At 72.9% G+C, this 22,993-nt stretch carries 24 protein-coding genes; 12 read left to right on the top strand and 12 right to left on the bottom strand.

Features of this window, described 5'->3' with window-relative positions; translation table 11 throughout:
• Positions 1-114: 114 nt before the first annotated feature.
• The 6 genes from LO762_RS06870 to LO762_RS06845 form a co-directional block, all read right to left on the bottom strand.
• Entirely contained in the window at positions 115-915 is an 801-nt protein-coding gene (locus tag LO762_RS06870) for a hypothetical protein (protein WP_230613348.1), read from the bottom strand.
• Between the two features lie 4 nt (positions 916-919).
• A complete protein-coding gene (locus LO762_RS06865) occupies positions 920-1,285 on the bottom strand; it encodes a roadblock/LC7 domain-containing protein (RefSeq protein ID WP_230613347.1) in 366 nt (121 codons plus the stop codon).
• A 28-nt stretch (positions 1,286-1,313) separates the two neighbouring features.
• Positions 1,314-1,685 (bottom strand): hypothetical protein, encoded by a 372-nt coding sequence (locus tag LO762_RS06860; RefSeq protein ID WP_230613346.1) that lies wholly within the window; start codon positions 1,683-1,685, stop codon positions 1,314-1,316.
• A 209-nt stretch (positions 1,686-1,894) separates the two neighbouring features.
• Entirely contained in the window at positions 1,895-3,571 is a 1,677-nt protein-coding gene (locus tag LO762_RS06855; RefSeq protein WP_230613345.1) for an NAD(P)/FAD-dependent oxidoreductase, read from the bottom strand.
• An 80-nt stretch (positions 3,572-3,651) separates the two neighbouring features.
• The gene (locus LO762_RS06850) at positions 3,652-4,263 is read right to left on the bottom strand and encodes a hypothetical protein (RefSeq protein ID WP_230613344.1); all 612 of its coding nucleotides are present in this window, start codon (positions 4,261-4,263) and stop codon (positions 3,652-3,654) included.
• A 155-nt stretch (positions 4,264-4,418) separates the two neighbouring features.
• Positions 4,419-5,684: a hypothetical protein gene (locus LO762_RS06845; RefSeq protein ID WP_230613343.1), complete on the bottom strand. Its 1,266-nt coding sequence runs from the start codon at positions 5,682-5,684 to the stop codon at positions 4,419-4,421.
• Positions 5,685-5,854: 170 nt separating this feature from the next.
• Here LO762_RS06845 and LO762_RS06840 point away from each other — a divergent pair, with 170 nt between their 5' ends.
• Positions 5,855-6,241 (top strand): SHOCT domain-containing protein, encoded by a 387-nt coding sequence (locus tag LO762_RS06840; RefSeq protein WP_230613342.1) that lies wholly within the window; start codon positions 5,855-5,857, stop codon positions 6,239-6,241.
• Positions 6,242-6,251: 10 nt separating this feature from the next.
• Here LO762_RS06840 and LO762_RS06835 read toward each other — a convergent pair whose 3' ends face one another.
• Positions 6,252-7,214, bottom strand: a complete 963-nt coding sequence (locus LO762_RS06835; protein ID WP_230613341.1) for a serine hydrolase — start codon at positions 7,212-7,214, stop codon at positions 6,252-6,254.
• Positions 7,215-7,284: 70 nt separating this feature from the next.
• Positions 7,285-7,914: a TetR/AcrR family transcriptional regulator gene (locus LO762_RS06830; RefSeq protein ID WP_230613340.1), complete on the bottom strand. Its 630-nt coding sequence runs from the start codon at positions 7,912-7,914 to the stop codon at positions 7,285-7,287.
• A gap of 105 nt (positions 7,915-8,019) precedes the next feature.
• Here LO762_RS06830 and LO762_RS06825 point away from each other — a divergent pair, with 105 nt between their 5' ends.
• Together LO762_RS06825 and LO762_RS06820 are read left to right on the top strand one after the other, a co-directional pair.
• A complete protein-coding gene (locus LO762_RS06825; protein ID WP_230613339.1) occupies positions 8,020-10,098 on the top strand; it encodes an MMPL family transporter in 2,079 nt (692 codons plus the stop codon).
• Positions 10,099-10,129: 31 nt separating this feature from the next.
• Positions 10,130-10,432, top strand: a complete 303-nt coding sequence (locus LO762_RS06820; protein WP_230613338.1) for a cupin domain-containing protein — start codon at positions 10,130-10,132, stop codon at positions 10,430-10,432.
• Here LO762_RS06820 and LO762_RS06815 read toward each other — a convergent pair.
• Entirely contained in the window at positions 10,422-11,333 is a 912-nt protein-coding gene (locus tag LO762_RS06815; protein ID WP_230613337.1) for a zinc-binding dehydrogenase, read from the bottom strand. The genes LO762_RS06820 and LO762_RS06815 overlap by 11 nt on opposite strands.
• A 211-nt stretch (positions 11,334-11,544) precedes the next feature.
• Between LO762_RS06815 and LO762_RS06810 the strand changes: the two genes are divergently transcribed.
• The 7 genes from LO762_RS06810 (at position 11,545) to LO762_RS06780 (ending at position 17,283) form a co-directional block, all read left to right on the top strand.
• On the top strand, positions 11,545-12,102 hold the full coding sequence (locus tag LO762_RS06810; RefSeq protein WP_230613336.1) for a TetR/AcrR family transcriptional regulator: 558 nt from the start codon (positions 11,545-11,547) through the stop codon (positions 12,100-12,102).
• A 176-nt stretch (positions 12,103-12,278) separates the two neighbouring features.
• A complete protein-coding gene (locus LO762_RS06805) occupies positions 12,279-12,671 on the top strand; it encodes an SCO5389 family protein (RefSeq protein WP_230613335.1) in 393 nt (130 codons plus the stop codon).
• A 215-nt stretch (positions 12,672-12,886) separates the two neighbouring features.
• Positions 12,887-13,108 (top strand): ferredoxin, encoded by a 222-nt coding sequence (locus LO762_RS06800; RefSeq protein WP_230613334.1) that lies wholly within the window; start codon positions 12,887-12,889, stop codon positions 13,106-13,108.
• On the top strand, positions 13,098-14,471 hold the full coding sequence (locus LO762_RS06795; RefSeq protein WP_230613333.1) for an NAD(P)/FAD-dependent oxidoreductase: 1,374 nt from the start codon (positions 13,098-13,100) through the stop codon (positions 14,469-14,471). Before LO762_RS06800 ends, LO762_RS06795 begins: the two co-directional genes overlap by 11 nt.
• 19 nt (positions 14,472-14,490) lie before the next feature.
• Positions 14,491-15,699, top strand: a complete 1,209-nt coding sequence (locus LO762_RS06790; protein ID WP_230613332.1) for a cytochrome P450 — start codon at positions 14,491-14,493, stop codon at positions 15,697-15,699.
• A gap of 72 nt (positions 15,700-15,771) precedes the next feature.
• Complete coding sequence (locus tag LO762_RS06785) at positions 15,772-16,455, top strand: phosphotransferase (protein WP_230613331.1); 684 nt, start codon at positions 15,772-15,774, stop codon at positions 16,453-16,455.
• An 84-nt stretch (positions 16,456-16,539) separates the two neighbouring features.
• A complete protein-coding gene (locus tag LO762_RS06780) occupies positions 16,540-17,283 on the top strand; it encodes an SDR family NAD(P)-dependent oxidoreductase (RefSeq protein ID WP_230613330.1) in 744 nt (247 codons plus the stop codon).
• A 13-nt stretch (positions 17,284-17,296) separates the two neighbouring features.
• Here LO762_RS06780 and LO762_RS06775 read toward each other — a convergent pair whose 3' ends face one another.
• Both LO762_RS06775 and LO762_RS06770 read right to left on the bottom strand, forming a co-directional pair.
• Entirely contained in the window at positions 17,297-18,187 is an 891-nt protein-coding gene (locus tag LO762_RS06775; protein WP_230613329.1) for a metal-dependent hydrolase, read from the bottom strand.
• Positions 18,188-18,323: 136 nt separating this feature from the next.
• Positions 18,324-18,923: a TetR/AcrR family transcriptional regulator gene (locus LO762_RS06770; RefSeq protein WP_230613328.1), complete on the bottom strand. Its 600-nt coding sequence runs from the start codon at positions 18,921-18,923 to the stop codon at positions 18,324-18,326.
• Between the two features lie 104 nt (positions 18,924-19,027).
• Here LO762_RS06770 and LO762_RS06765 point away from each other — a divergent pair, with 104 nt between their 5' ends.
• Both LO762_RS06765 and gndA read left to right on the top strand, forming a co-directional pair.
• Positions 19,028-20,017, top strand: coding sequence for an ABC transporter permease (locus tag LO762_RS06765; RefSeq protein WP_230613327.1), 990 nt, complete (start codon positions 19,028-19,030; stop codon positions 20,015-20,017).
• Between the two features lie 113 nt (positions 20,018-20,130).
• A complete protein-coding gene (gene gndA / locus LO762_RS06760) occupies positions 20,131-21,570 on the top strand; it encodes an NADP-dependent phosphogluconate dehydrogenase (protein WP_230613326.1) in 1,440 nt (479 codons plus the stop codon).
• A 52-nt stretch (positions 21,571-21,622) separates the two neighbouring features.
• Here the strand turns inward: gndA and LO762_RS06755 are convergent, their stop codons facing one another.
• A complete protein-coding gene (locus LO762_RS06755; protein ID WP_230613325.1) occupies positions 21,623-22,990 on the bottom strand; it encodes a 4Fe-4S binding protein in 1,368 nt (455 codons plus the stop codon).
• Positions 22,991-22,993: the final 3 nt, after the last annotated feature.

Genomic DNA, 22,993 nt, shown 5'->3' with positions numbered 1-22,993 from the left:
CTCCCAGATCGGTTGTCCCGGAAACTAGGCGCCCGCCGCCACCACCGCCCCAACACGGCGTGCACCACCCACGAACACCCGGTGTCCCCCAAGATCGCGGCGACCGGGCGGCGGCTAGCGGTCGGGGCGGAAGGGGAGGACTCGGACGATGTCGCTTGCGCCGCGTAGGCGTTTGGGCAGGCCGTCCGGGGTTTCCAGGACGACGTGTGCGGAGGGTTCGGAGGCGGACTCGGCGGTGGTGACGGCGCCCGCCTCCATGAGGTCGGTGAGCGACCACATCGTGGCGAACAGGCCGCGGCCCAGGGCGAAGGCGAGGTCACGCGCGGTGCGGCGGCCGTTGACGGCGGCGAGCAGCGGGTCGGAGGGCAGCCCGTTCGAGGTGCGCACGAGGAAGACGGACGCGGTAAGCCCGAGTTCCTGCCAACGCGCCGCGGCGCCGAGCCTCCGTGTCGTCTCCTTGATGAGCCGTTCGCCGTCGAGCCCCGGGTCGGCCGGGAGCGGCGGCCCTGGGGCGTCCGGCTTCGCGGGCATCACGGTGCAGGTGTGCACGCCGCGTAGGGCGAGCGCGAAGACGGCGTCGGCGAGGGCGGTCAGCGCGAGGACCTCGACGTCCACCGCCCCCAGGACGCCCCTGCGCACGAGCGCCTCGGCGAGCCTGCCGTGCGGCGCGCCCTCCGCGAACGCGGCGGACCACGCCTCGTCGCTGACGCGGCCCGAGCGCAGCAGCAGCGGCTCGACCCCCGGCGCGCCGGGCGTCGCGGCGGCCACCACCCTGCCGCCCGCGAGCACGACCTCCCCGGACAGGGGGCCTTCGGCGCGCAGTGTGCCTGTGAAGCCGTCCTTGGCGCGCCGTTCGATGCTGGCGAGCAGCACCCCGGACGGGCGGCCCTGGCCGGGTTCTGGGGTGTCGGTCATGGCGTCACTGGTCCAGGAGGTCCACCAGGTGCGCCACCGTGGTGCGGGAGCGCACGTGCAGGCGGCCCACGTCCAGGCCCTCGTCTCCGAGCACCACAAGCAGGGCCTTCTTCCCCACCGCGTAGACGACGATGTGTCCTCCGGCGCACCTGGTGACGACTTCGCGCAGCTCGCCCATGCCGACCTCGTGTCCGGTGCTCTTGCCGAGCCCGAGGGTGGTCGCGGCGAGGGCGGCCAGCACGTCGGGCCGCGCCTGGTCGGTGTCGGAGGCGATGAGCATGCCGTCCACCGAGGCGGTGGCGCTCTCGGTGACGCCCGGAACCTCCTTGCGCAGGTCGGTGAGCTCGGCGAGCACTGCTTCCTTGTTCATCTGCGGCCCCGGTCCGTTCGCGGCCCGGTCAGACGGCCAGCTCGCGCTCGATCTTGCGCAGGGTGATGCGGGCGAGGCCGAGGTTGGCGCGTTCGCGGTCCAGCGCTACGTAGAGGAAGAGCCGGTCGGCCTCCCTGTCCACCACCCGGATGATGTGGTACTGGTTCGTCAGGGAGATGAGGATGTCCTCGATGGCGTCCTCGACCTCCAGCGCCCGGAACGCCTTGACCTGGGCGCGGACGATGTCGGTGGTGACGGCGGCGGCGACGTCCAGGTCGAACTCGGGGTCGGAGGAGACGATGCCCAGCGGCATGCCGCTCTCGTAGTCGACGAGCGAGGCGCCGAGGAAGCCCTCGATGGCCTGGACCTCCTTGAGCGCGGTGTCGATGGTCAGGCTCATTGGGTTCCCCCTCGTGGACGAAGACGCGCGAAAAGAGGCCGACCGGGTGCTTCGACCGACGGAAAGATTCGCTGGATGCCCGGATCGTAACGCAAGCGACTCTTTGGTCAAAACTGAACACTTATCTAGGAATAAATTCGCCCACGGCAACATAAATGCACATAGTGAAAGTTCCGCGCGCGGCGCGGCGCGGTGTGACCGGCGGGCCGTCAGAGCGCCGCGTGGCTGCGCTCTCGGGCCTCCCGGGACGGCGCCGGGGGCACCGGCGCCCGCGGCGGCCGGGACGGCGTGAGCATCCGGCTCAGGCGCGGCAGCACGTGCCGCAGCACGGGGTGGCTCGCGCGCAGCGCGGCGCGGGCGGCGTTCGCCCCGCACGCGCCGTGCACGCCGCCGCCCGGGTGCGCGGAGGCGGAGGCCAGGTAGAGCGACGCGATGGGCGTCTCGGGACGGCCGAGGCCGGGCGTGGGACGGAAGACGAGCTGCTGGTGCAGTGCCGCGGTGCCGCCGTTGAGCGCGCCCTGGGACAGGTTCGCGTCATGCCGCTCCAGGGCACGCGGCGAAAGGATCCGGCGCGCGACGACGCGGGAGCGGAAACCCGGCGCGTACCGCTCGATCCGCTCCTCAAGGCGGGCCGCCATGGCGAGGTCGTCGCGCTCGTCCCACGCGCCGGTGATGCCCGCAGGGCCCGCGTCCCCTACGACGTACCGAGGCACGTGCGTGTAAGCCCACAGGGATTCCGTGCCCGCCGGGCTCCGCGAGGGGTCGGTCGTCGTCATCTGGCCGACCAGCGTGAACGGGTTGTCCGGGACGTGGCCGGTCGCGAGCTGGGCGGCGAAGCGGGTCAGGTCGGCCATGTCGTCGCCGAGGTGGACGGTGCCCGCGCGGGCCGTCTCGGGCGCGGCCCAGGGCACCGGGCCGGAGAGCGCCCAGTCGACCTTGAAGGTCGCGTAGTCCCACTGGAAGCGGCGCAGGTCGTCGCGCAGCCCTGCGGACAGGTGCTCCCACCCGACGAGCCCGTTGTACAGGGCGGGCGCCGAGACATCCGCGAGGACGGCCCTGGCGGCGCGCACGGCGTCTCCGTCGGAGGTGAGCACCCCGACGGCCCTGCCCTCGCGGATGACGATCCTGGTGGCCGCGGTGCCGCAGCGCAGGGTGCCGCCCTGGGCGGTGAACCGCCGCACCAGCGCGTCGGTGAGCGCCCCGGCCCCGCCGAGCGGCGCGGGCCAGCCGTACCGCTGCCCGAGCATCGCCATCACCCAGCCGAACGCGCCGGACCCGGCGGCCTCGGGCGCGAGGTCGGCGTGCAGCGCCGTCCCGGCGAGCAGCATCGGGCCGCCGGGCCCGGTGAAGTCCTCCTCGCCGACCCTGCGCACCGGGAGGGTGAGGAACCGGGCGGCGCGCAGGCCGCCCGCCGCGCGCAGCCTCCTGGCCATGCCGAGCCCCGCCCGGACGGGTGGGAAGGGCGTGGCGAGCGCCTTCATGACGTCGTCTCCGAGGTCGCTCCACAGGCCGTACAGGCGCATCCAGGAGTCGCCGTCCCCTGCGCCGAACCTCTCCAGGCCCGCGGCGGTGCGCTCGGGGTCGTGTTCGAGGACGGCGCAGCGGCCATCGGCCAGCGGATGCGCCATGACGGCCCGCGCGTGCCGCCACTCCAGGCCGTGCTTCTCCAGCTCCAGGGCGCGCATCGCGGGTGACGCCACGGCGAGCGGATAGAAGGAGCTGCACAGGTCGCTGACGTAGTCGGGGTGGACGCCCCGGTCGCTGGCGACCGCTCCCCCCGGCGTCGCGGCCGCCTCCAGCACCAGGACGTCCCATCCCGCCGAGGCGAGCACGTTCGCCGCGACAAGCCCGTTCGGCCCGCTTCCGATCACCACGGCGTCCGCCATCGTGCGCTCCCTCCCCCGAAGGCTCCTCTTCGGCGCCTACCCCGAGTGGGGGCCGCCACGCGGAGGGCGGACGACGGACGTCACTCGCCGCGCGCCGCTCCCGGCCGGACGAGCAGCAGCACCCCGGCGGTGACGTAGGTGGCCAGCATCCAGGCGGTGAAGATGAAGGTGCCGGTCTGGCCGTCGGTGACGCCCTCCCCCACGCCGGTGACGATGACCCACAGCGAGCCGCCCAGAGGCAGGAAGCGCAGGGGTCCCCTCCACTTGCCGACCCGGATGATCGCGATCGCGGAGATGATCATGAAGAGCTGGGAGAGCGGCCAGGACGGGTCGGTGGCCACCACCCAGCTAGGCGCGTCCGCGTAGCTGTCGTGCGGCGCCTGGCCGAGGCTGGAGGCGATCGCTATCGGGGCGAGCGCCATGACGACGATAGGCAGCGCCTTGCCTTTCCGGTCGCCGGCGGCGTGCGAGGAGAGGATGAGCGAGGCGAAGACGAACAGGCCGAGCATGAAGAAGCAGCCGCCGATGAGCTCGGAGGCGTAGACGACGTCCTCCTCGCGCTCGAAGTTCGCGATCTGGCTTACCGCCCAGATGAGGCAGCCGCCCGCCAGGAGCAGCCCGGCGAGGCGGGCGTGCTCGTCGGACGGCCCCGTGGCGGTCGCGCGGGCCGTGCCCGCTCCGTTGATGGACATCGTGCGTTCCCTCCGTCCGGGGACGCCGTGCCCCCGTACGTCCAAGGTCGCGAGGGGGCGTCCCAAGCCGCCAGGGAGCGCGGCACCCGGCGCTGTCCCGTTCCGGGGCGGGGACATCCGGGGACGGGCGTCCCCGTCCATGCGGGGACGCCGGTTCAGGAGTCGTCGCCGGGGTCGTCCGGAGGCCGTCCGAACGCCTCCACGAGAGCGAGGGCGAGCAGCACCACGAGGGTGATGAGCAGGACGACAAGGCCGGTCGGGTAGTTCCAGAAGAAGAACACGAGGATCGCGAGGAGCACCGCGCCGGTGCGCAGCAACCTGCGGTGCTCCCACACCCACGGGCTGCCGTGGCCGGTGCCGCGCAGCCGCGCGAAGCCGCGGCCGAAGGCGGCGCGCGTCCTGACGGCGGCCGAGGACGGCCCGGTGAGGAACGCGCCGAGCGCCACCACGAGCGCGAGGACGGCGACCGTCCGCAGGGTCGAGCGCAGGAACAGGATCAGCGTGTCGTAGAGGGCACCGGCCGCCGCCGTGTTGAGGCCGCGCGCCGCCACGGTGTTCAGGAAGTACGCCCGGCCCGCCAGGAGGCCGAGCGCCAGAAGCAGCATGGCCACGACGACGCCCAAGGCGGCGACGGCAAGCGCGCGCCGGTGGAAGCGCGCGGTGTACACCCCGGCTGTGATGAGGATGAGGGACAGGGCGGGCAGGATCCATCGGAGCGCGTTGAGCACCTGGTACCAGCGCTGCGCCTTGGCCAGCGCCGGGCCGGAGTAGATCTCGAGCGTGGGGCGCACCTCCGGAAGGGAGTCCACCACGTCGAACCCGGACTGGTCGAGCCGCTGTTTCACCTTGTCGAACACGGGCCCGAGGTCGAGGGTGATGGTCCCGTCCCGCGCTTTGACGACCTCGCTCCCGCGTCCGGAGAGCACCGCCGTCGCCTGGGTGTGCGCGGCGCGGTGCGCCTCCTCCCACAGGGACGCGAACGTGTCGCTCTCGACCACCTCCATCGACCGGTCGCGCACGTACGACGTCACGGCGCTCTCCACGGCGCCCGAGAGGCCGCTGAGGCGGTCGCCGAGCGCCTTGGGCAGGCCCCGGCCCTCCAGGGCGTCCATGGCGCCCGTGACGAGCGCGGGGACGTCCAGCGCGTCGACGATCTCGGCGGTGACGCGGTTGGCGACGGCGTTCTGGATCTCGGGCCGCTCCGCGAGGGGCGCCACGGTGGCGACGTACCGGTCGGTGTCGGACAGTTGGCTTCCCGTCCACGCCGCCACGACGGCGAAGGGCGCGAGCAGGCAGCCGAGCGTCAGAAGCACGGCGGCGACAACGGCGCGGACCCGGCCGCCGGGCGCGCGCAGCGCCGCGAGTTCGGCCCGCAGCCGCGCCAGTTCGGCGCGTTCCCCCGCGTCGAGCGGCTCGCCCATGCCCCACCCCCGTCCGTCGGCCCCCACCAGGGGTGTTCCTGCGGACGGCACGGACAGAACTGGACGACCACTGATAAGTCCGGAAGCTTGTGTTCTCCCCGATTTTCCTTGGGGCGATATTTACCGATAGCCCATTTCTTCCGAGAATCGCGCCACGATAGAGCAGGAATATGGACGATTACCCGCTGCTCAATCTGTTCTGGACGATGCTCGTCTTCTTCTGCTGGGTCATCTGGCTGTTCCTGCTGTTCCGGGTCTTCGCCGACCTGTTCAGCGACCACGAGCTGAGCGGCTGGGCGAAGGCGGCGTGGACCGTCGGCCTGATCCTGCTCCCGTTCGTGGGCGTGCTCGCCTATCTCATCGTGCGGGGCCGCGGCATGACGCGGCGCGACGCGGTGCGGGCGGAACGGCAGCAGGAGGAGTTCCGCTCCTACGTCCGCAAGGAGGCGCAGGCGCCCAGCGCCGCGGAGGAACTCGGCAAGCTCGCCGCGCTCAGGGAGAGCAACGCCATCTCCGACGAGGAGTACGCGCGCGCGAAAGCGAAGATCCTGTCCTGAGGCGCCGTGCTCACCGCTTCTCCAAGGCCGCGAGCAGCCTTCCGGCGTCGCCGTCCACCGCGCGCTGGGTGTCGGCGAGGACGACGACGCCGGCGCCCCTGCCGGGGGTGAATCCGGCGAACGCGGTGAACCCGGCGGTCGCGCCGTTGTGCCACAGTCGGCCGCCCTGCCGCTCGAACCAGCCCAGGTGGATCCAGGCGTCGAGCCCCGCCCTGCGCCGGGTGCGCAGCGCGAGTTCGACGGCGGGGCCGAGCGGCGTGGATCCGGGGTCGAGGTGGGCGCGCACGAACGTCAGGAAGTCGGCGGCGGTGCCGCGCACGCCGCCCGCCCCGGCGAGTTCGGCGAGGTTCCAGGGCGGCACGGGCCTGCCGCCCCGGTTGTAGCCCTGGCGCAGCCCTGCGACGTCGACGCCGGTGGCCGCCATGCCGAGCGGCGCGCAGATCTCGGCGCGCAGCAGCGTCCGGTAGTCGGTGCCCGCGCGGGTGGCGAGCGCGAGGCCGAGCAGGCCCGCGCCGAGGTTGGAGTACGCCAGGCGGCTTCCGGGGCGCGCCTTCAGCCGGGTCTCGGCGAGCCCGGCGAGCAGCGTCTCCCGGTCGAGGTGCGCGTAGGGGTCGGGCTCCTTCGGGTGCAGCAGGAGGTGCCGCAGCATGCCCTTGGGCAGCCGGGGCAGCCCCGAGGTGTGCGTCGCCAGGTGACGCAGCAGAATCGCCTCTCCGGCCTTCCCCGGCACGGAGACGCCCAGGAGGTCGGCGACGGGCTCGTCGAGGCCGCAGCGGCCGTCCACGGCCATCCGGGCCAGGATCAGCGCGGTCAGGACCTTGCTGAGCGAGCCGAGTTCGAAGACCGCGCCGGGCCCGTCGGCCTCGACCGTCGCGGTCTCCGTCCCCGCGACGACGGCGACGGCGACCCCCTTCCGGCGGCGGGCCAGGCGGGCGGCGGCCTGCCGGGTCAGTGCGTCGAGCGTGTCCGTCATGTCACCAGGATTCCGTGTGTGTCGGCCGTCCGCCTCCTCCGTCGCGACGAGGACGGGTCCTCCTTGACGGTCACGGCGTGTCGTCCCCAGGGAGGCGGGTCAGCGGGTCGAGGTAGCGGCCGAGGACGTGCTTGAGCTCGACCGTCAGTGGGCCGCGCTCGGGCTCGGGGGCGGCGGTGATGAGCGGGATCATCGCCTGGAACACCTGGATGAGCACCCGCGCGGTGCGGACGCGCTCCTCGGGCGGCAGGGCGGGCGCGCGGTCGGCGACGATCCCCATCACCCTGCCGAACAGCGACTCCTGGATGGGCCGGGCCGCCGCGGCGAGCCCCTCGGGCATGTCGGGCCGGGCGAACAGCGCCTTGAAGCCGGGGTTGGCGAGGTTGAACGCGACGATCGGGTCGATGACGCGGTCGAGCAGCTCGGGCAGCGGCAGCGCGGCGGCGTCCACGCCCGCGAACGCCTCCTCGTGGGCGGTGCGCATGGCGGTGACGAACCTGTCGGCGAGGGCGTGCGCGATCGCCTCCTTGTTCGCGAAGAACTGGTAGAGCGATCCAGGCGAGACGCCCGCTTCCGCCGCGATGGCGTTGGTCGTGGCCGTCTCGTAGCCCGACCTCGCGAACACGCGCGCGGCGGCGTCCAGGATCTCGACCATGCGCTGCTGCCCGCGCGCCTGCCTGCGCCTCGGCCGCTCGGTCACCCCGGGTTCCTCCTCTTCGCAGGGAAATACGAGCGATCGCTCGTGTTTTCGCGTAGGCTCCCGAAAAACACGAGCAATCTCTCGTAAACCTATCAGGGAGCCCCCATGCTCAGCCGTCTCATCGTGCGGCGCGCGCGGTGGATCGTCGCCGCGGGCCTCGCCGCGCTGGTGCTCGCCGGAGTGGTCGGCGCCGGGACCATCAACGCGCTCTCGCTCAACCGGTTCGAAGCCCCGGGCTCGGAGTCGCTGGCCGCCCGCGCGGCCATGGCCGAGCGCTTCGGCACCGGAAGCCCGAACCTCGCCCTCCTCGTCACCGCCAAGGGCGGGAACGTGGACGACCCCGCCGTCGCCGCCACGGGCGCCGAACTCACCGGCCTGCTCGCCGCCGAACCCGGCGTAGGCGACGCCTGGTCCTACTGGAGCCGCGACCGGCCGTCCACCCTGCGCTCCGAGGACGGGACGAAGGCGCTCGTCCTCGCCTGGGCGCCGGGAGACGCCGACCAGGTGCGGCGCGACCTGCTGCCCGGCCTCCTGCCCCGGCTGGAGCGCGACGACGCCGTCGTCAAGGTCGAGGTCGGCGGCGGGGACGAGGTGTTCCGGCAGGTCATGGAGCAGGCGCGGCAGGACTTCGTCCGCGCCGAACTGATCGTGGTGCCCTTGGTCCTGCTGCTTCTGTTCGCCGTCTACCGCCGCTGGTCCGCCGCGCTGGTGACGCTCGGAGCCGGGCTGTTCGCCGTCCTCGGCTCCCTGGCGTTGATGCGGGCGCTGCTGCCCTTCGTCGAACTGTCCACGTTCGCCTCCAACATCGCGCTCGTCATGGGCATCGGGCTCGGCGTGGACTACGGGCTCTTCGTCGTCTTCCGCTTCCGTGAGGAACTGCGCGCAGGGCACGACGTGCAGGAGGCCGTCGCCCGGACAGTGCGCGGGGCGGGCCGTACCGTCCTGTTCAGCGGGGCGACCGTGGCGGCGTCGCTCTCGGTGCTGCTGGTGTTCCCGTTCCCCTTCCTGGCCTCCTTCGCCTACGCGAGCGTCGCCGTGGTGCTCGCCGCCCTGCTGGCCGCCGGGGTGATCCTGCCTGCCGCGCTCGTCCTGCTCGGCCGCCGGGTGGACCGCCTTACCCCGCCCCCGGAGCAGGGCTTCTGGTACCGGACCGCGCAGCGCGTGGTACGTCGGCCGCTCCTGCTCGGCGGCGCCGCGCTCGCCCTCGTGCTGGCGCTCGGCGCGCCGTTCCTCGGCGTCAACTTCGGGCTGCCCGATGACAGGGTGCTGCCCTCCTCCGCCCCGGCGCGGCAGATGTACGACCAGATCCGGGCCGACTTCACAGCGGAGGAAGCCGACGCGGTCGCTGTCGTGGCCGCCCCCGGAACGCCCTCCTCCGAGATCCAGCCTTACGCCGCGCGTCTGGCCGCGTTGGACGGAGTACTCCGGGTGGACACCCAGGAGGACGGCACCCTTCTACGCGTCGTCTTCGCCAGTGAACGGCTCGCGGCGGACGCCACCGGGGCCGTCGCGGAGGTCCGCGCCGTGCCCGCGCCGTTCCCCCGCGACGTCGGCGGCTACCCGGCCGAGCTCACCGACTACCGCGACGGGGTGACCGAACGGCTGCCCCTGGTCGGCGGGCTCATCGTGCTCATCAGCTTTGTCATCCTGTTCGCCATGACGCGCGGGGTGATCGCCGCGCTCAAGGCGTCCGTGCTCAACCTGCTCAGCCTGAGCGTCATGTTCGGCGCGCTCGTGTTCGTCTTCCAGGACGGCAACCTCTCCGGCCTCCTGGGGTTCACGCCCACGGGGTCGATCGAGCCGAGCGTCCCGATCCTCATGTTCTGCATCGCCTACGGGCTGTCCATGGACTACGAGGTGCTCATGCTGTCCCGGGTGAAGGAGGAGTACGACCGCACAGGCGACGCCGTCGGGGCGATCCCGTTGGGCATCGCCCGAAGCGCACCGCTCGTCACGGCGGCCGCGCTCATCCTCGCCGCCTCCTTCGCCGTGTACACGACCGGAGGCGTCGTGTTCCTGAAGCAGCTCGGGCTGGGCATGGCCCTCGCCGTCGCCGTGGACGCGACGCTTATCCGGGGCGTCCTGGCACCCGCCCTACTGCGGCTCGCGGGGCCCGCCAACTGGTGGTCTCCCCGCATTGTCGGCGGGCGACCCCGGCTCGTCCGGCCCCGCGCCCCGCAATAGGGTCGACCCGGAACCGACATAAGGGGAGACCATGTCTTTTGTCGTGCACGTCAGCGACGCCGTGCTCACGCCCGCCGAGGACGGCACCGCCAGCACCACCCTGCACAGCGCGGGGAACGTCGACCGCGGCATCTGGGAGATCGGCCCCGGCACCGTCACCGACGTCGAGGCCGACGAGCTGTTCGTCGTGATCGAGGGCCGCGCCACCATCAAGATCGAGGACGGCCCCACCCTGGAGGTCGGCCCCGGCGACGTCTGCGTCTTCGACAAGGGCGCGCGCACCACGTGGCACGTCCACGAGAGGCTACGCAAGGTCTACCAGATCACCGGCTGACGGCCCCGGCCGCCGGAAGGTCGAGCACCGCCTTGCCGGTGATCCGGCGGGCCAGCAGCGCCGCCGCGACGTCCGCGGCCTCGGTCCAGTCGGCACGGTACGTGACGCCTGGATCGAGGTCGCCGCGCGCGGCCAACTCCGCCAGGTAGGCGAGGTCCGCTCCCGGCGCGCTGGTGTCGCCGAAGGACGCGAGGGTGCGGGCGTCGCCGTGGGCGAAGAACCCGTTCACGGGGAAGGTGGCGGGCTCGCCTGAGGCCCATCCGACGCTGCGCAGGGATCCGCCCGGTAGGAGCAGCCCCCAAGCCTGGACAAGGAGGGGCCCTCCGACGGACTCGATGACGGCGTGCACCGGCGCGACCCCGTCCAGGCCCACCACGACCTCGTGCGCGCCCAGCTCCGCCAAGCCCCGCCCGGCCGCCTCCGTCCTGACCGCCGCGACGACGTGCGCCCCGGCCCGGCGCGCGAGCTGCACCGCGACCCTGCCGAGCCCGCCCGACGCCCCGGTGACGAGCACCCGCCTGCCGAGCAGCGCCCCGAACCCGCGCAGCACCCGCAGGGCCGTCAGCCCGACCATCGGCAGCGCCGCCGCGTCCGCCAACGTCAACCCCTCCGGCACCACGGCCACCGCGTCCGCCGCGAACACCGCCCGCTCCGCCCAGGCCCCCGCCCCGAACGCGACGACCCGCGCCCCCTCCGGCGGCCCACCCGGCCCACTCTTCAGAACCACCCCCGCCGCGTCGAAGCCCACCACCACCCCCTCCCCAAAGGCCGCAGCGAACCGCGCCTCCCCGTAGTTCACGGACACATGCCGCACCTCCACCAACACCTCCCCCTCCCGAGGCGCCGCCTCGCCCACATCCCCCACCGCGATCCGCCCGTCCACCACAACCAACCCCTTCATGGCCTTCCCCTTCTCCGTTGAAACGGACCACCAGTCCGATTACCGGGGCTACAATAACCGGACCCACAGTCCGTTTTCCACCCCGACCCCGAACCCGTCGCGGGGCGGCGGCGAGGAGACCGCCCGGCTCCGCTCTGCGCCTCGGAGACGTCATGGGCGAAGTGCGTCGGGTGGAGGATGGAGGGAGTCGGTGTGGAAGGGGTGTGGGGTGATGGCGCGGGCTGACGCCGTGCGGAACCGGCGGGCGATCCTGGACGCGACGGAGCGGCTGCTGCTCGGCGCCGATCCGGCGAGCGTGTCGCTCGACCGGGTGGCGGCCGAGGCGGGCGTAGGCAAGGGCACCGTCTTCCGCAGGTTCGGCAGCCGAACGGGCCTGTTCACCGAACTGCTCGCCGAACGCGCCGCCGCGCTCGCCGAGGCGATCGACCACGGCCCGCCCCCACTGGGCCCCGGCGCCCCACCCGCCGACCGCGTCCTGGCCTTCCTCGACGCCCTGGTCGACCTGGCCGTAGGCAACCTCTCTCTCCTGTCCGCCCACGAACGAGCCTGCGCCGCCGACAAGTACACCGACCCCACCTACCTCCGCTGGCACACCCACCTCACCACCCTCATCCACAAGGCCGCCCCCACCCTTGACGCCCCCTTCCACGCCCACGCCCTCCTCGCCTGCTTCGACGCCCCCCTGGTCCACCTCCTCCTCACCCAGGGCGGCCCACCCCGCCTCCGCGCCAACCTCCAAGCCCTCACCACACCCCTCCTCACCGCCTGACCCCCGTACGCCGCGCTGGCGCATCGCGCCGTTGCTGTACGCGCGCTTTGTCCGGGAAGCCGACCGTCGGCGCGTGGGGTGGGTGCTTGTGTGGCGGCGGGGGTCGGGCGATAATGAAAATGGTTTTCAATTCCGGAGGGGTTCCGGGCAATGGGTTTTGAGAGAAGGTGGTGCGCATGTCGCTCACGGTTTCGCCCGAGTTGGTCGAGCGGGCTCGGGACGGGGAGGTGGACGACGCGGCGTTCCTGGCGTGTGTCAGGGAGTCGCTGCCGTACGCGTGGGGGCTGGTGAGCGAGGTCGTCGAGCGGCTGCGCGGGGCGGACGCCTCGGTGCAGTTCGCCGACAACCAGGTGCCGCCGCCGGACGAGGCGGCGCGCGGGCAACTGCTGCGGGCCCTGGCCAGCGACGCGATGCGGGGCGCGATGGAACGGCACTTCGGGGTGCGGCTGGCGTTCCAGAACTGCCACCGGGTCGCGGCGTTCCGGCTGGACGCGCACGAGGCGCTCGCCCGCTTCACCTCGCCCCGCGCGCAGCTCCTCAACCAGAGCCCCGAACTCGTCGACTGCTAGCGCGCGACACCACGTCGTCCGCCCCGTAGCCGGGGCCTGACGGCCCGAGGCCCGGCCGCCCACCAGGACGGCCGGGCCTCGCCGTCCGCGCGGCGCGGGTCAGGGGTGGGGATGGGGGCGGGCAAGGTTTGGTGGGGGGTTGGGCGGCGGGGCGGGCGACGGGTATCGAGACCGGGCGGCCATCGGGTCGCGGACTCGTCGTGAGGGGGCGGTCGATGAGGCTGGTGGTGGATCTGAACCGGTGTCAGGGGTACGCGCAGTGCGCCTTCCTGGGGCCGGACGTGTTCAGGCTGCACGGGGAGGAGTCCCTGCTCTACGACCCCGTGGTGGGTGCGGAGAAGAGGGACCAGGTGTTGGCGGCGGCGGCCGCGTGCCCCGTAGGGGCGATCCTCGTGGACGGGCCCGGAGTACGGGAGGTCGACGCCGTTGTCGGCTGAACGGATCGACCGCGTCGTCATCGTGGGCGCGTCGCTCGCGGGCCTGCGCGCCGCCGAGGCGCTGCGCGACGAGGGCTTCACCGGGCGGCTCACGCTGATCGGCGACGAGCCGGAGCCCGCCTACGACCGTCCGCCGCTGTCCAAGCAGGTGCTGCTGGGCCAGGTCGCCGCCGACGCGACGGCGCTGCCGCTGGCCCGCGACGTCGACGCCCAGTGGCGGCTCGGCACCGCCGCGACCGGCCTCGACCTGGACGGCAGGACGGTCCTCCTGGCCGACGGCTCGAAGGTGCCGTTCGACAGGCTCCTCATCGCCACCGGCACCCGCGCCCGCCCGTGGGCCAACGAGGCGGAGGCGGCGCTCGAAGGGGTCCTCACCCTGCGCACCTCCGCTGACGCCGGACGCCTCGCCGCGCTCCTGGACGCGAAGCCGCGCCGGGTCCTCGTGGTCGGCGCGGGTTTCACCGGGTCGGAGATCGCCTCGGCCTGCCGGGAGCGCGGTATCGACGTCACCGTCGCGGAGCGCGGCCCGGCCCCGCTCGTCGGCGCGCTCGGCGGCGTCATCGGGGAGGCGGCGGCCCGGCTCCAGCGCGCGCACGGCGTGGACCTCCGCTGCGGCGTCACCGTGACGTCCCTGGAGGGCGACGAGGCGGGACGGCTGTGCCGCGCCCACCTGTCCGACGGCACGGTCCTGGAAGCCGATGTCGCCGTCGTGGCTCTGGGGGCGATCCGCAATACCGGGTGGCTCGAAGGCTCGGGCCTGGCTGCCGGGCCGCGCGGGATCGCCGCGGACGCCGCGTGCCGCGCGTTCGACCACAACGGCATCGCGACGGACGACATCTTCGTGGCGGGCGACGTCGCCCGGATGCCGCACGCGTTGTTCGGCTACCAGTTCCTCTCGCTCGAACACTGGGGCAACGCCGTGGAGCAGGCCCGCCTGGCCGCGCACAACATGCTGTGCGCGAGCCGCGACCGCCGTCCGCACCTGTGGATCCCCGCGTTCTGGTCGTCGCAGTTCGGCGTGAACATCAAGTCGATCGGGGTGCCGACGATGGGCGACGAGGTCGTCGTCACCCAGGGGGCTCTGGAGGACGACAGGTTCGTCGCCGTCTACGGGCACCGGGGCCGGGTGATCGCGGCGGTGAGCTTCGACCACGGCCGCTGGCTCGACTTCTACCGGTGCCTCATCGAGTCGGCGGCGCCGTTCCCGCCGGAGTTCGCCGGGGTGGACCGGCCGCCGCCCGGCACCGTCCCGGTGCCCGCGTGCTTCCCCGACCCGTCGGTGCCGAGCCACGGCCCGACCGTCACGGTCAGCGGCTACGCGCCGAGCGAGCGCCGCATCACCTTCACGCCCGCCCCCGCCTGACGCACGCCCGGAGGACCCCATGACCGCGCCAGAGACGATGATGCGGCGGATCGCCGACCCGGCCGCCCGGCCCGACCCGTACCCGCTGTACGAGGAGCTGAGGCGCACGCCGGTGGCCCGCCAGGACGACGGCGTGTACACCGTGAGCACATATTGGGAGATCCGGTCACTGCTGAACGATCCGCGCGTCAGCTCGCAGACCAGGCCGCCGCTCGTCCCGACGCCGAGCGGGGCGCGGAGCATGCTGCGGCTCGACCCGGCCGAGCACGACAGGGTGCGCCGGATCGTCACCCGCCCGTTCGGCCCGCCGCACACGCCGCGCCGCGTGTTCGAGATGCGGCGGGGCATGGCCGACACCGTGCGCGGGCTGCTGGACGCCTTCGCCGACAAGGATCAGGCCGACATCGTCGACGACTTCGCCTACCCGTTCCCGATCTCGGTGATCTGCCGCCTGTTCGGCGTCCCCGTCGAGGACGAGCCGCGCTTCCACCTGTGGACGGAGTCCCTGCTGGGCGCCGCCGACTTCGGCGCCGAGCACAAGCCGGACCCGCATCTGCTCGACCCGGACGCCGCCAAGATCGAGATGGGCGGCTACCTGGCGGAGCTGTTCGACAAACACCGCAAGGACCCGGGCGACGACATGTTCTCCGCCCTGGCCGTCGACGACGGCCCGGACGGCCGCCTCACCCCGCCGGAGCAGGTCGCCACGGGCTTCCTGCTTCTCATCGCGGGCCACGAGACGACGGTCAACCTCATCACCAACGGGGTGCTCACCCTGCTACGGCACCCGCAGGAGCTGAAGCGCCTCAAGGACGACCCGGATCTGGCCGTCCCGATGATCGAGGAGCTGCTCCGCTACGAGCCTCCGGTGCAGTACCTGCCCAACCGCCGCACCATGGACGCGGTGGAGGTCGCCGGTACGGTCATCCCGAAGGACACCGACGTGAACCTCATGCTGGCGGCGGGCAACCGGGACCCGCGCAGGTTCCCGGACGCGGACCGGTTCGTCCCCGACCGCGGCGACGTCGAGCACCTGGGGTTCGGCAACGGCGTCCACTACTGTTTCGGCGCTCCGCTGGCCCGTCTGGAGACCCGGATCGCGCTGACGGAGTTCGCCCGCCGGGTGAAGGGCCCTGAGCTCGTCGCGGATCCGCCGCCCTATCGGGTGAATCCCGTGCTGCGCGGGCCGCGCCACCTACCGGTCGCCTACAGGGGCGTAAGGTCCTGACCCCGGCTTTCCTTGATCACTCTTCCGTCACGGTGGTTGCGGGGCCCGCCGCGCGGGTGTTGGGTGACGGGGATGGACGAGCAGAGTTTGACCGGCGGGAACACCCTCGGCCTCGTGCGGGTCGGGGACACGGTCCGCCGCCCGGCGCACGAGAGCAGCCCTTATGTCCGGGACGTGCTTATCCATCTGGAAAAGGCGGATTTCCCCGGTTCGCCGCGCCTGCTCGGCGAGGACGAACACGGCCGGGAGATTCTCACGTTCATCCCCGGCGACGTCGTGCAGAACGACGCCCCGGTGTCGGACGCAAGGCTCGTCTCAGCGGCCCGGCTCATCCGCGCGTTCCACGACGCGACGGAGGGCGCGCCCGTCGCCGACGGAGGCGAAGTCGTCTGCCACGGCGACCTCGGCCCGCACAACACCGTGTTCGACGGCGAGGAGGCGATCGGCCTCATCGACTGGGACGACGACCTCGCGCCCGGCTCCCGCCTCACCGACCTCGGGCACGCCGTCTGGTGCTTCGCGGGCGTCGCCGACCCCGGCAGCGCCCCCGCCGAGCAGGCCCGCCGCGTCGCCCTGTTCTGCGCCGCCTACGGCTGGCCTGATCCGGCCGCCGTCATCGACGAGATCGCCGCCCGCTTCGCCCGCGCCCGCGCCGCCCACCACGCCGCAGGACGCGCCGCCGCCGAAGCCGTCTTCGCCGACCTCGCCTCCTGGATGGCCGCCCACTCCCCCGAGCTCAAGGCCGCCCTCCCCTGAAGGCGCGCAAGGCGGCCCGACCGTGGCTCGCCGATCTCCCTACCGGCGCTCGCCTTCCGTGCCGCAGGGTGATGGGATCGTCGTATGGGCGTACTCGAGGGCAAGGGCGCGATCGTGACGGGCGGCTCGCGCGGCATCGGCCGGGCGGTAGTGGAACGGCTCGCGGCGCAGGGCGCCGTCGTCGTCTTCGCCTACGCGCACGACGACGAGGCGGCGGGCGACGTGGTCCGGGCGGTCGCTGACAAGGGCGGCCAGGCGCACCCGATACGGGCCGATCTCAGCGATCCGGAGGCCGTCACCCGCATCGTCGCGTTCGCCGGCGACTGGCTGGACGGCCTGGACATCCTGGTGAACAACGCGGCCGTCGGGTCCCGGCTGGCGCCGCTCGCCGAGACCGAGGACACCGACGTCGAGACGGCGCTCGCGGTCAACCTGTGGGCGCCGTTCCGGCTGCTGCGGCACGCCGCGCGCACGATGCGCGACGGCGGCCGGATCGTCAACGTCTCGACGCTGAACACGGTGCGCCCGACGCGGGGCAACGCGCCCTACGCGATGTCCAAGGGCGCGTTGGAGCAGCTCACCCTGGTGGCGGCGCAGGAGCTCGGGCCGCGCGGCATCACCGTCAACACGGTGTCGCCGGGCGCGACGGACACCGACCTGCTGCGCGCCGCCAACCCGCCGGAGGCGCTGGAGGCCGTCACGGGCCTGACGCCGCTCGGCAGGCTCGGCGACCCCGCCGACGTCGCGGACGTCATCGCGTTCCTCGTCTCGCCCGAGGGCCGCTGGGTGACCGGCCAGAACGTCAGGGCGACGGGCGGGCTCGGCTGACCCGTGCGGGCCCTCAGGTGCCGTTCACGGCCTCCTGGGCGGTCTCGGCGCGGTCGATGACGTACGGGCCGACGTGCACACCGGTGGAGACGGCCAGGACGAGCAGGAGCGCGGGGAAGACGACGCGGGTCTCGGTGCGGTCGCCGGTGCGGAACCACTTGGGCCCGAACATCGTCTGCGACCAGGGCCAGCCGAGCGGGCAGCCGCCGCGCGTCACCATGTCGCCGAGGATGTGGATGACGACGCCGACGACGATCGCGTAGGGCAGCACCGAGAGGTCGACCCCGAACCACAGCAGCGCGACGGTGATGGGGATGGGCGACAGGTCGTCCCAGATGCCCTTGATGTTGAGCGGCCGGATCGCGGCGGCCAGCACGAGGATGAGCACCGCCCCGACGAGCACCACGCCCGCGTCCTCGCCCCACCGGTAGCCGGTGTAGCCGACGCCCGCCGCGCCGAGCGCGCAGGCCATGATGGCGAGGAACCCGTGCCACGGCTTGCGGTAGGCGGCCCGGCCCCTGCCCTTGGAAGGCAGCAGGCCGAAGAAGAGCCCGAACAGCAGCATCGCGCCGGTGATGGCGAGACCCGTCAGGAGGGTCTCCTCGTCCTGCGTGTAGACGGCGCAGGAGAAGAAGACGACCGCGGCGAGCAGCCCTACGCCGAGCGCCGAGTGCGTCCCGTTGCGGTGTCCTCCCGCGACCTTGCCTACGACCCACGCGAAACCGCGCGTGAGCGGTCCGAAAGTACGGGCGACGTGCGAGCCGTGGTGGTCGATGTCAGGCAGGACCGCCGCTCCCGCGCACGCGACCGCGCCGATGACGATCTGGTCGGGCGGCAGGTGCAGGGGGATCGCCCCCGCGGTGAACAGCGCGGCCCCGGACAGGGCGTGGGTGCGGCCCATCATCGGACGGAGGACTCCTTCGCGCGGGGGGATACCAGGAGGACAGCCGGTGAACGGCCTCCGCATTGTGGCACCTCCGGGCGCTTTCCCCCGGGCACGGCACGCGGGTGCCGCCGGATTCGGGTGTCCGGCGCGCGGGTCAGTCCGGCGCGGGCGCGCGCAGCCCGACGAGCCCGCTGACGAGGACGTCGGCGGGGAAGTCGTCGAGGATGGTGTTCTGCACGATGAAGCCCGGCAGGAGGCAGAACAGGGTCCTTCCGACGTGTTCGGGGTCGGCCTCCTTGGCGAGCTGCCCTTCGGCCTGCAACCTGCGCGCGATGTCTATCCAGCTCTGCCGGATGGCCGTGAGCATGACGCTGACGGGCCCGTGGATCTCCGGGTCGTGGCTGGCGGCGGCCCACGCCTGCGGGACGAGCGCGAGCTGGCCGTCGGCGGCGAACGTCTTCTGGATGAGGTCGGCGAATCCGCGGACGATCTCGGCGAGCGGCGGCAGTTCGGGCGCTTCGGCGAGGTCGGTCAGGTATCCGGCGATGACCTCGCGTTTGGTCACCGAGATGGCCTTCACGATCTCGGCCTTGCCGGGGAAGTACCGGTAGACGGCGCCCGCCGACAGGCCCGCCTCCTGGAAGATGTCCTGCATCGACGTCCCGTGGAAGCCCTGGCGGGCGAAGCAGCGGGCGGCCGCGTCGAGGATCTGGGCGCGGCGGGCTTCGAGGTGTTCTTCACTGACCTTGGGCATGCGTCCAAAATAAAACGGACATTCGATTTTGACAAACCGGCGGCGGGCGTGCTCCACTGGACCCAGCAAAGAAAACGGACGTTCGCTTTTACGGAGTGGCAACCATGCAGCAGTCACGTACCGCGGCCGCGCTCGGCGGCGCGCTCGCCCTGCTCCAGGCGGTGCTGATCATCGCCTTCGCCTGGGCCCCGATCAGGACCGAGCCGCGCGACCTGCCGCTGGGCGTCGCCGGCCCGCCCCCGGCCGTCACCCAGGTCACCGAACAGCTGGAGGGCGCGCGTCCGGGCGCCTTCGCCGTCACCGCCTACCCGGACGAGGCGGCGGCCCGCGCCGCGATCGAGGACCGCGAGGTGTACGGGGCGCTCGTGGTCGGCCCACAGGGGGCGCCGCACCTGCTCGTCGCCTCGGCGGCAGGGCCCGCTGTCGCCCAGTTGCTCACCGAGGTCGCACTCGGCCTGTCCGGGGAGGCGGCGCCGGACGTCGCGGTCACCGACGTCGTCGCGGGCAGCCCCGACGACCCGCGCGGCGCGGGCTTCGCCGCGATGATCCTGCCTCTGGTGATGTCGGGGCTGGCCGCCTCCGCGCTGCTCGCCTTCCAGCTCTCCTCGGCGCGGGACAGGCTCATCGCCCTGTCCGTCTTCGCTCTCGGCGCGGGCCTGGTGAGCACGCTGGTGTCCGTCTCGTGGCTGGGGATCCTGCCTTCGTCGTCGTTCTGGACCGTCGCGGGGGTCGACGCGCTCGTCTCCTTCGCGGTGCCCGCGGCGATCGTAGGGCTGGCCTCGGTCTTGGGGCCTGCCGGGTTCGGCCTGGGCTCGGCCACCATGTTCCTGCTGGGCAACCCCTTCTCCGGGGCGGCGGGCGCGCCCGAACTCCTGCCGGAACCGTGGGGCGCCCTCGGCCAGTACCTTCCGCCCGGCGCGGCCGCCTCGCTGATGCGTTCGGCCGTCTACTTCGACGGGGCCGCCGCCACGGGTCCCCTCCTTGTCCTCGTCTCCTTCGCCGTCGCCGGGGTGACCCTCCTCCTGTTCGGCGGCGGGAGGAAGCGGACGACGCCGCGTCACGCGGCCGCCGACGAGCCCGTCCTCACCGTCTGACCGCGGAAAGTTCGGGTGCGGGTTCGCAAAACCGCCGCCGCGCCGGGATGCCCGGCGCGGCGGCGGGGCACAGGATCCCGCGGGGGACGCGTCATTCTTCGGGGGGCAGGCAGATGGGCGGATCGGCGCAGATCGGCGTGACGGGGCTGGCGGTCATGGGCCGCAACCTCGCGCGGAACTTCGCGCGGCGGGGCTACACCGTCGCGGTGCACAACAGGACCGAAAGCAGGACCCGCGACCTCCTCGACGAGTTCGGCGACGAAGGCACGTTCATCGGAGCGCGGACCCCTGAGGAGATGGTGGCGGCACTGGAACGTCCCCGCCGCGTCATGATCATGGTGAAGGCCGGGGCGCCCACCGACGCCGTCATCGAGGAGTTCGCGCCGCTCCTGGAACCCGGCGACATGATCATCGACGGCGGGAACGCGCACTTCCTGGACACCCGCCGCCGGGAACGGGCGCTACGTGACCGGGGCGTCCACTTCGTCGGCACCGGGATCTCCGGCGGCGAGGAGGGCGCGCTGCACGGGCCGTCGATCATGCCGGGCGGCTCCGCCGAGTCCTACGCGGCGCTCGGGCCGATGCTGGAGAAGATCGCCGCCAAGGCCGACGACGGCGCGCCCTGCGTCACCCACGTCGGGACGGACGGCGCCGGGCACTTTGTCAAGATGGTGCATAACGGCATCGAATACGCCGACATGCAGCTCATCGGTGAGGCGTATCAGCTACTCCGGGACGTCGGCGGCCGCTCCCCCGCCGAGATCGCCGAGGTGTTCCGCTCCTGGAACACCGGGCGGCTCGACTCCTACCTGATCGAGATCACGGCCGAGGTGCTCGCGCACGTGGACGCCGCGACGGGCCGTCCGTTTGTGGACGTCGTGCTGGACCAGGCCGAGCAGAAGGGCACCGGCCGCTGGACCGTGCAGACCGCGCTGGACCTGGGCGTCCCGGTGTCCGGCATCGCCGAGGCGGTGTTCGCCCGCTCGCTCAGCGGCCACGCCGACCTGCGCGCCGCCTCGCGCGACCTGGCCGGGCCCACACCCCGGCCGCTGCGCGGGGCCGAGGCCGACGCGTTCGCCGACAAGGTCGAGCAGGCGCTGTACGCGTCGAAGATCGTCTCCTACACGCAGGGGTTCCAGGAGATGGCGGCGGGCGGCGCCGAGTACGACTGGAAGCTCGACCTTGGCGCGATCGCGTCGATCTGGCGGGCGGGCTGCATCATCCGCGCCGCGTTCCTCGATCGCATCCGCGCCGCTTACGACGCCCGCCCTGACCTGCCCAGCCTCCTGTCGGACTCCGGCTTCGCCCGCGAGACCGCCGCCGCCCAGTCCGACTGGCGCGACGTGGTGGCGACCGCCGTCCGCCAGGGCGTCCCCACACCGGGTTTCGCCGCCGCCCTCGCCTACTACGACGCCCTACGCGCGCCCCGCCTCCCGGCCGCCCTCACCCAGGCCCAGCGCGACTTCTTCGGCGCCCACACCTACCACCGCACCGACCGCGAAGGCGCCTACCACACCCTCTGGTCCGAGGACTCCCGGGAAGTCCCCGCCTGAACAGACCCCGCGCCCCGCGGTGGGCAGGCGGGGCGCGGGGGGTTTGGGGGGGTTAGGCGGGGGTCGGGACTCGGGTGTTGAAGTCGGCGACGAGGGTGCGGACGGTTTCGCGGGCGCAGGTCTTGTTCGAGCCGATGAAGCCGTTGGGGCCGCGTTTGATCCAGCCGGTGACGTACGTCCGGTCCGTCCCCCGGACCCTGCCGTTCTCGTGCGGAACCGTGCAGGTCGCCTCGTCGAACGGAAGGTCGGGCACCGGGCGTCCCCGGTAGCCGATGGACGAGAGCACGAGGCCCGCCTCCAGCAGTTCGTCGCCGATCCGGACGCCCTCGGGGGTGATCTCCGTGGGCGTCGTGTGGTAGCGGAGCACCACACGACGGCCAGGGCCGGGCTCGTCCAGGTCGGTCAGAAGGCTGAGCTTCCGGGCGGCGGTGTGGCCGAGCCCGCCCGGATCGGTCAGGTCGCCTTCGACGACGACGTTCACCACGCTCTTCAGCCCGAGCAACTCGCTCGATGTGAAGGCCGAGTCCGCAGGGCCGCGCCGCGCAAGCACGACGACCTCCTCGATCCGGCTGTCCCGCAGCGCCGCGAGCGCGTCCCGAGAGATGCCGGTCCGCTCCAGCGCGGCGGGGTCGAGCGTGAGGATCCGGGCGACGTCCAGCGCGACGTTGCCGTTGCCGATGATGACGGCGCGCGGCCGCGTCAGGTCGAACGTGTGCCCCGTGTGGTCGGGGTGGCCGTTGTACCAGCCGACGAACTCCGTGGCCGTCCCGGTGCCCGCGCCGCCGGGCAGGTCGAGACGGCGGTCGGCCGAGGCCCCGACGGCGTAGATGACGGCGTCGTGGTCGGCGAGGAGGTCGGCGTGCGTCAGGTCGCGCCCGATCTCGACGCCCAGGTGGAGCCGGAACCCGTCCTGCGCGGCGATCAGATCGAACGTCTCGGCCACCGCGCGGGTGTCCGGGTGGTCGGGTGCCACCCCGAACCGCGCGAGCCCGTACGGCACCGGGAGGCGCTCGTAGACGTCGACGGTCGCGCCGGGGATCGTCAGCACCTCGTCGGCCGCGTACATGGCGGCCGGGCCGGAGCCGACGATCGCGACGCGCGGCGGCGCGCCCTCGCGGACCTCCAGCGGCGCGGGCGGGATCGCCAGGACGGTGCCGCGGTCCCTGCCGTCGGTGTAGAAGTCTGCGTTGATCTCCAGGAACGGGAGCTGGTCGGCGCCGAGCGCGGTGTGCGGCCGGATCGCGCCGACGGGGCAGGCGGTCATGCACGCGCCGCAGTCAACGCACGCCTTCGGGTCGATGTAGAGCATCTCCGCGGTGGCGAAGTCGGGCTCGTCGGGCGTCGGGTGGATGCAGTTGACCGGGCACGCGTAGACGCAGTTGGCGTCGTTGCAGCAGGACCGGGTGACGACATGGGGCATCGG

Source organism: Actinocorallia sp. API 0066 (assembly GCF_020991275.1).
Taxonomy (GTDB): domain Bacteria; phylum Actinomycetota; class Actinomycetes; order Streptosporangiales; family Streptosporangiaceae; genus Actinocorallia.
The sequence above is the reverse complement of the archived record's forward strand: the minus strand, read 5'-3'. Positions and strand labels throughout refer to the sequence as shown.

What these genes read in the sequence shown, in the direction of transcription:
- LO762_RS06800 (WP_230613334.1), top strand. Translation starts at nt 12,887, where the DNA reads ATGAGGCTGGTGGTGGATCTGAACCGGTGTCAGGGGTACGCGCAGTGC.
- LO762_RS06810 (WP_230613336.1), top strand. Translation starts at nt 11,545, where the DNA reads ATGGCGCGGGCTGACGCCGTGCGGAACCGGCGGGCGATCCTGGACGCG.
- LO762_RS06860 (WP_230613346.1), bottom strand. Translation starts at nt 1,685, where the DNA reads ATGAGCCTGACCATCGACACCGCGCTCAAGGAGGTCCAGGCCATCGAG.
- LO762_RS06815 (WP_230613337.1), bottom strand. Translation starts at nt 11,333, where the DNA reads ATGAAGGGGTTGGTTGTGGTGGACGGGCGGATCGCGGTGGGGGATGTG.
- LO762_RS06775 (WP_230613329.1), bottom strand. Translation starts at nt 18,187, where the DNA reads ATGATGGGCCGCACCCACGCCCTGTCCGGGGCCGCGCTGTTCACCGCG.
- LO762_RS06850 (WP_230613344.1), bottom strand. Translation starts at nt 4,263, where the DNA reads ATGTCCATCAACGGAGCGGGCACGGCCCGCGCGACCGCCACGGGGCCG.
- LO762_RS06835 (WP_230613341.1), bottom strand. Translation starts at nt 7,214, where the DNA reads ATGACGGACACGCTCGACGCACTGACCCGGCAGGCCGCCGCCCGCCTG.
- LO762_RS06855 (WP_230613345.1), bottom strand. Translation starts at nt 3,571, where the DNA reads ATGGCGGACGCCGTGGTGATCGGAAGCGGGCCGAACGGGCTTGTCGCG.
- LO762_RS06820 (WP_230613338.1), top strand. Translation starts at nt 10,130, where the DNA reads ATGTCTTTTGTCGTGCACGTCAGCGACGCCGTGCTCACGCCCGCCGAG.
- LO762_RS06785 (WP_230613331.1), top strand. Translation starts at nt 15,772, where the DNA reads ATGGACGAGCAGAGTTTGACCGGCGGGAACACCCTCGGCCTCGTGCGG.
- LO762_RS06845 (WP_230613343.1), bottom strand. Translation starts at nt 5,684, where the DNA reads ATGGGCGAGCCGCTCGACGCGGGGGAACGCGCCGAACTGGCGCGGCTG.
- gndA (WP_230613326.1), top strand. Translation starts at nt 20,131, where the DNA reads ATGGGCGGATCGGCGCAGATCGGCGTGACGGGGCTGGCGGTCATGGGC.
- LO762_RS06755 (WP_230613325.1), bottom strand. Translation starts at nt 22,990, where the DNA reads ATGCCCCATGTCGTCACCCGGTCCTGCTGCAACGACGCCAACTGCGTC.
- LO762_RS06765 (WP_230613327.1), top strand. Translation starts at nt 19,028, where the DNA reads ATGCAGCAGTCACGTACCGCGGCCGCGCTCGGCGGCGCGCTCGCCCTG.
- LO762_RS06840 (WP_230613342.1), top strand. Translation starts at nt 5,855, where the DNA reads ATGGACGATTACCCGCTGCTCAATCTGTTCTGGACGATGCTCGTCTTC.
- LO762_RS06780 (WP_230613330.1), top strand. Translation starts at nt 16,540, where the DNA reads ATGGGCGTACTCGAGGGCAAGGGCGCGATCGTGACGGGCGGCTCGCGC.
- LO762_RS06790 (WP_230613332.1), top strand. Translation starts at nt 14,491, where the DNA reads ATGACCGCGCCAGAGACGATGATGCGGCGGATCGCCGACCCGGCCGCC.
- LO762_RS06865 (WP_230613347.1), bottom strand. Translation starts at nt 1,285, where the DNA reads ATGAACAAGGAAGCAGTGCTCGCCGAGCTCACCGACCTGCGCAAGGAG.
- LO762_RS06805 (WP_230613335.1), top strand. Translation starts at nt 12,279, where the DNA reads ATGTCGCTCACGGTTTCGCCCGAGTTGGTCGAGCGGGCTCGGGACGGG.
- LO762_RS06825 (WP_230613339.1), top strand. Translation starts at nt 8,020, where the DNA reads ATGCTCAGCCGTCTCATCGTGCGGCGCGCGCGGTGGATCGTCGCCGCG.
- LO762_RS06770 (WP_230613328.1), bottom strand. Translation starts at nt 18,923, where the DNA reads ATGCCCAAGGTCAGTGAAGAACACCTCGAAGCCCGCCGCGCCCAGATC.
- LO762_RS06870 (WP_230613348.1), bottom strand. Translation starts at nt 915, where the DNA reads ATGACCGACACCCCAGAACCCGGCCAGGGCCGCCCGTCCGGGGTGCTG.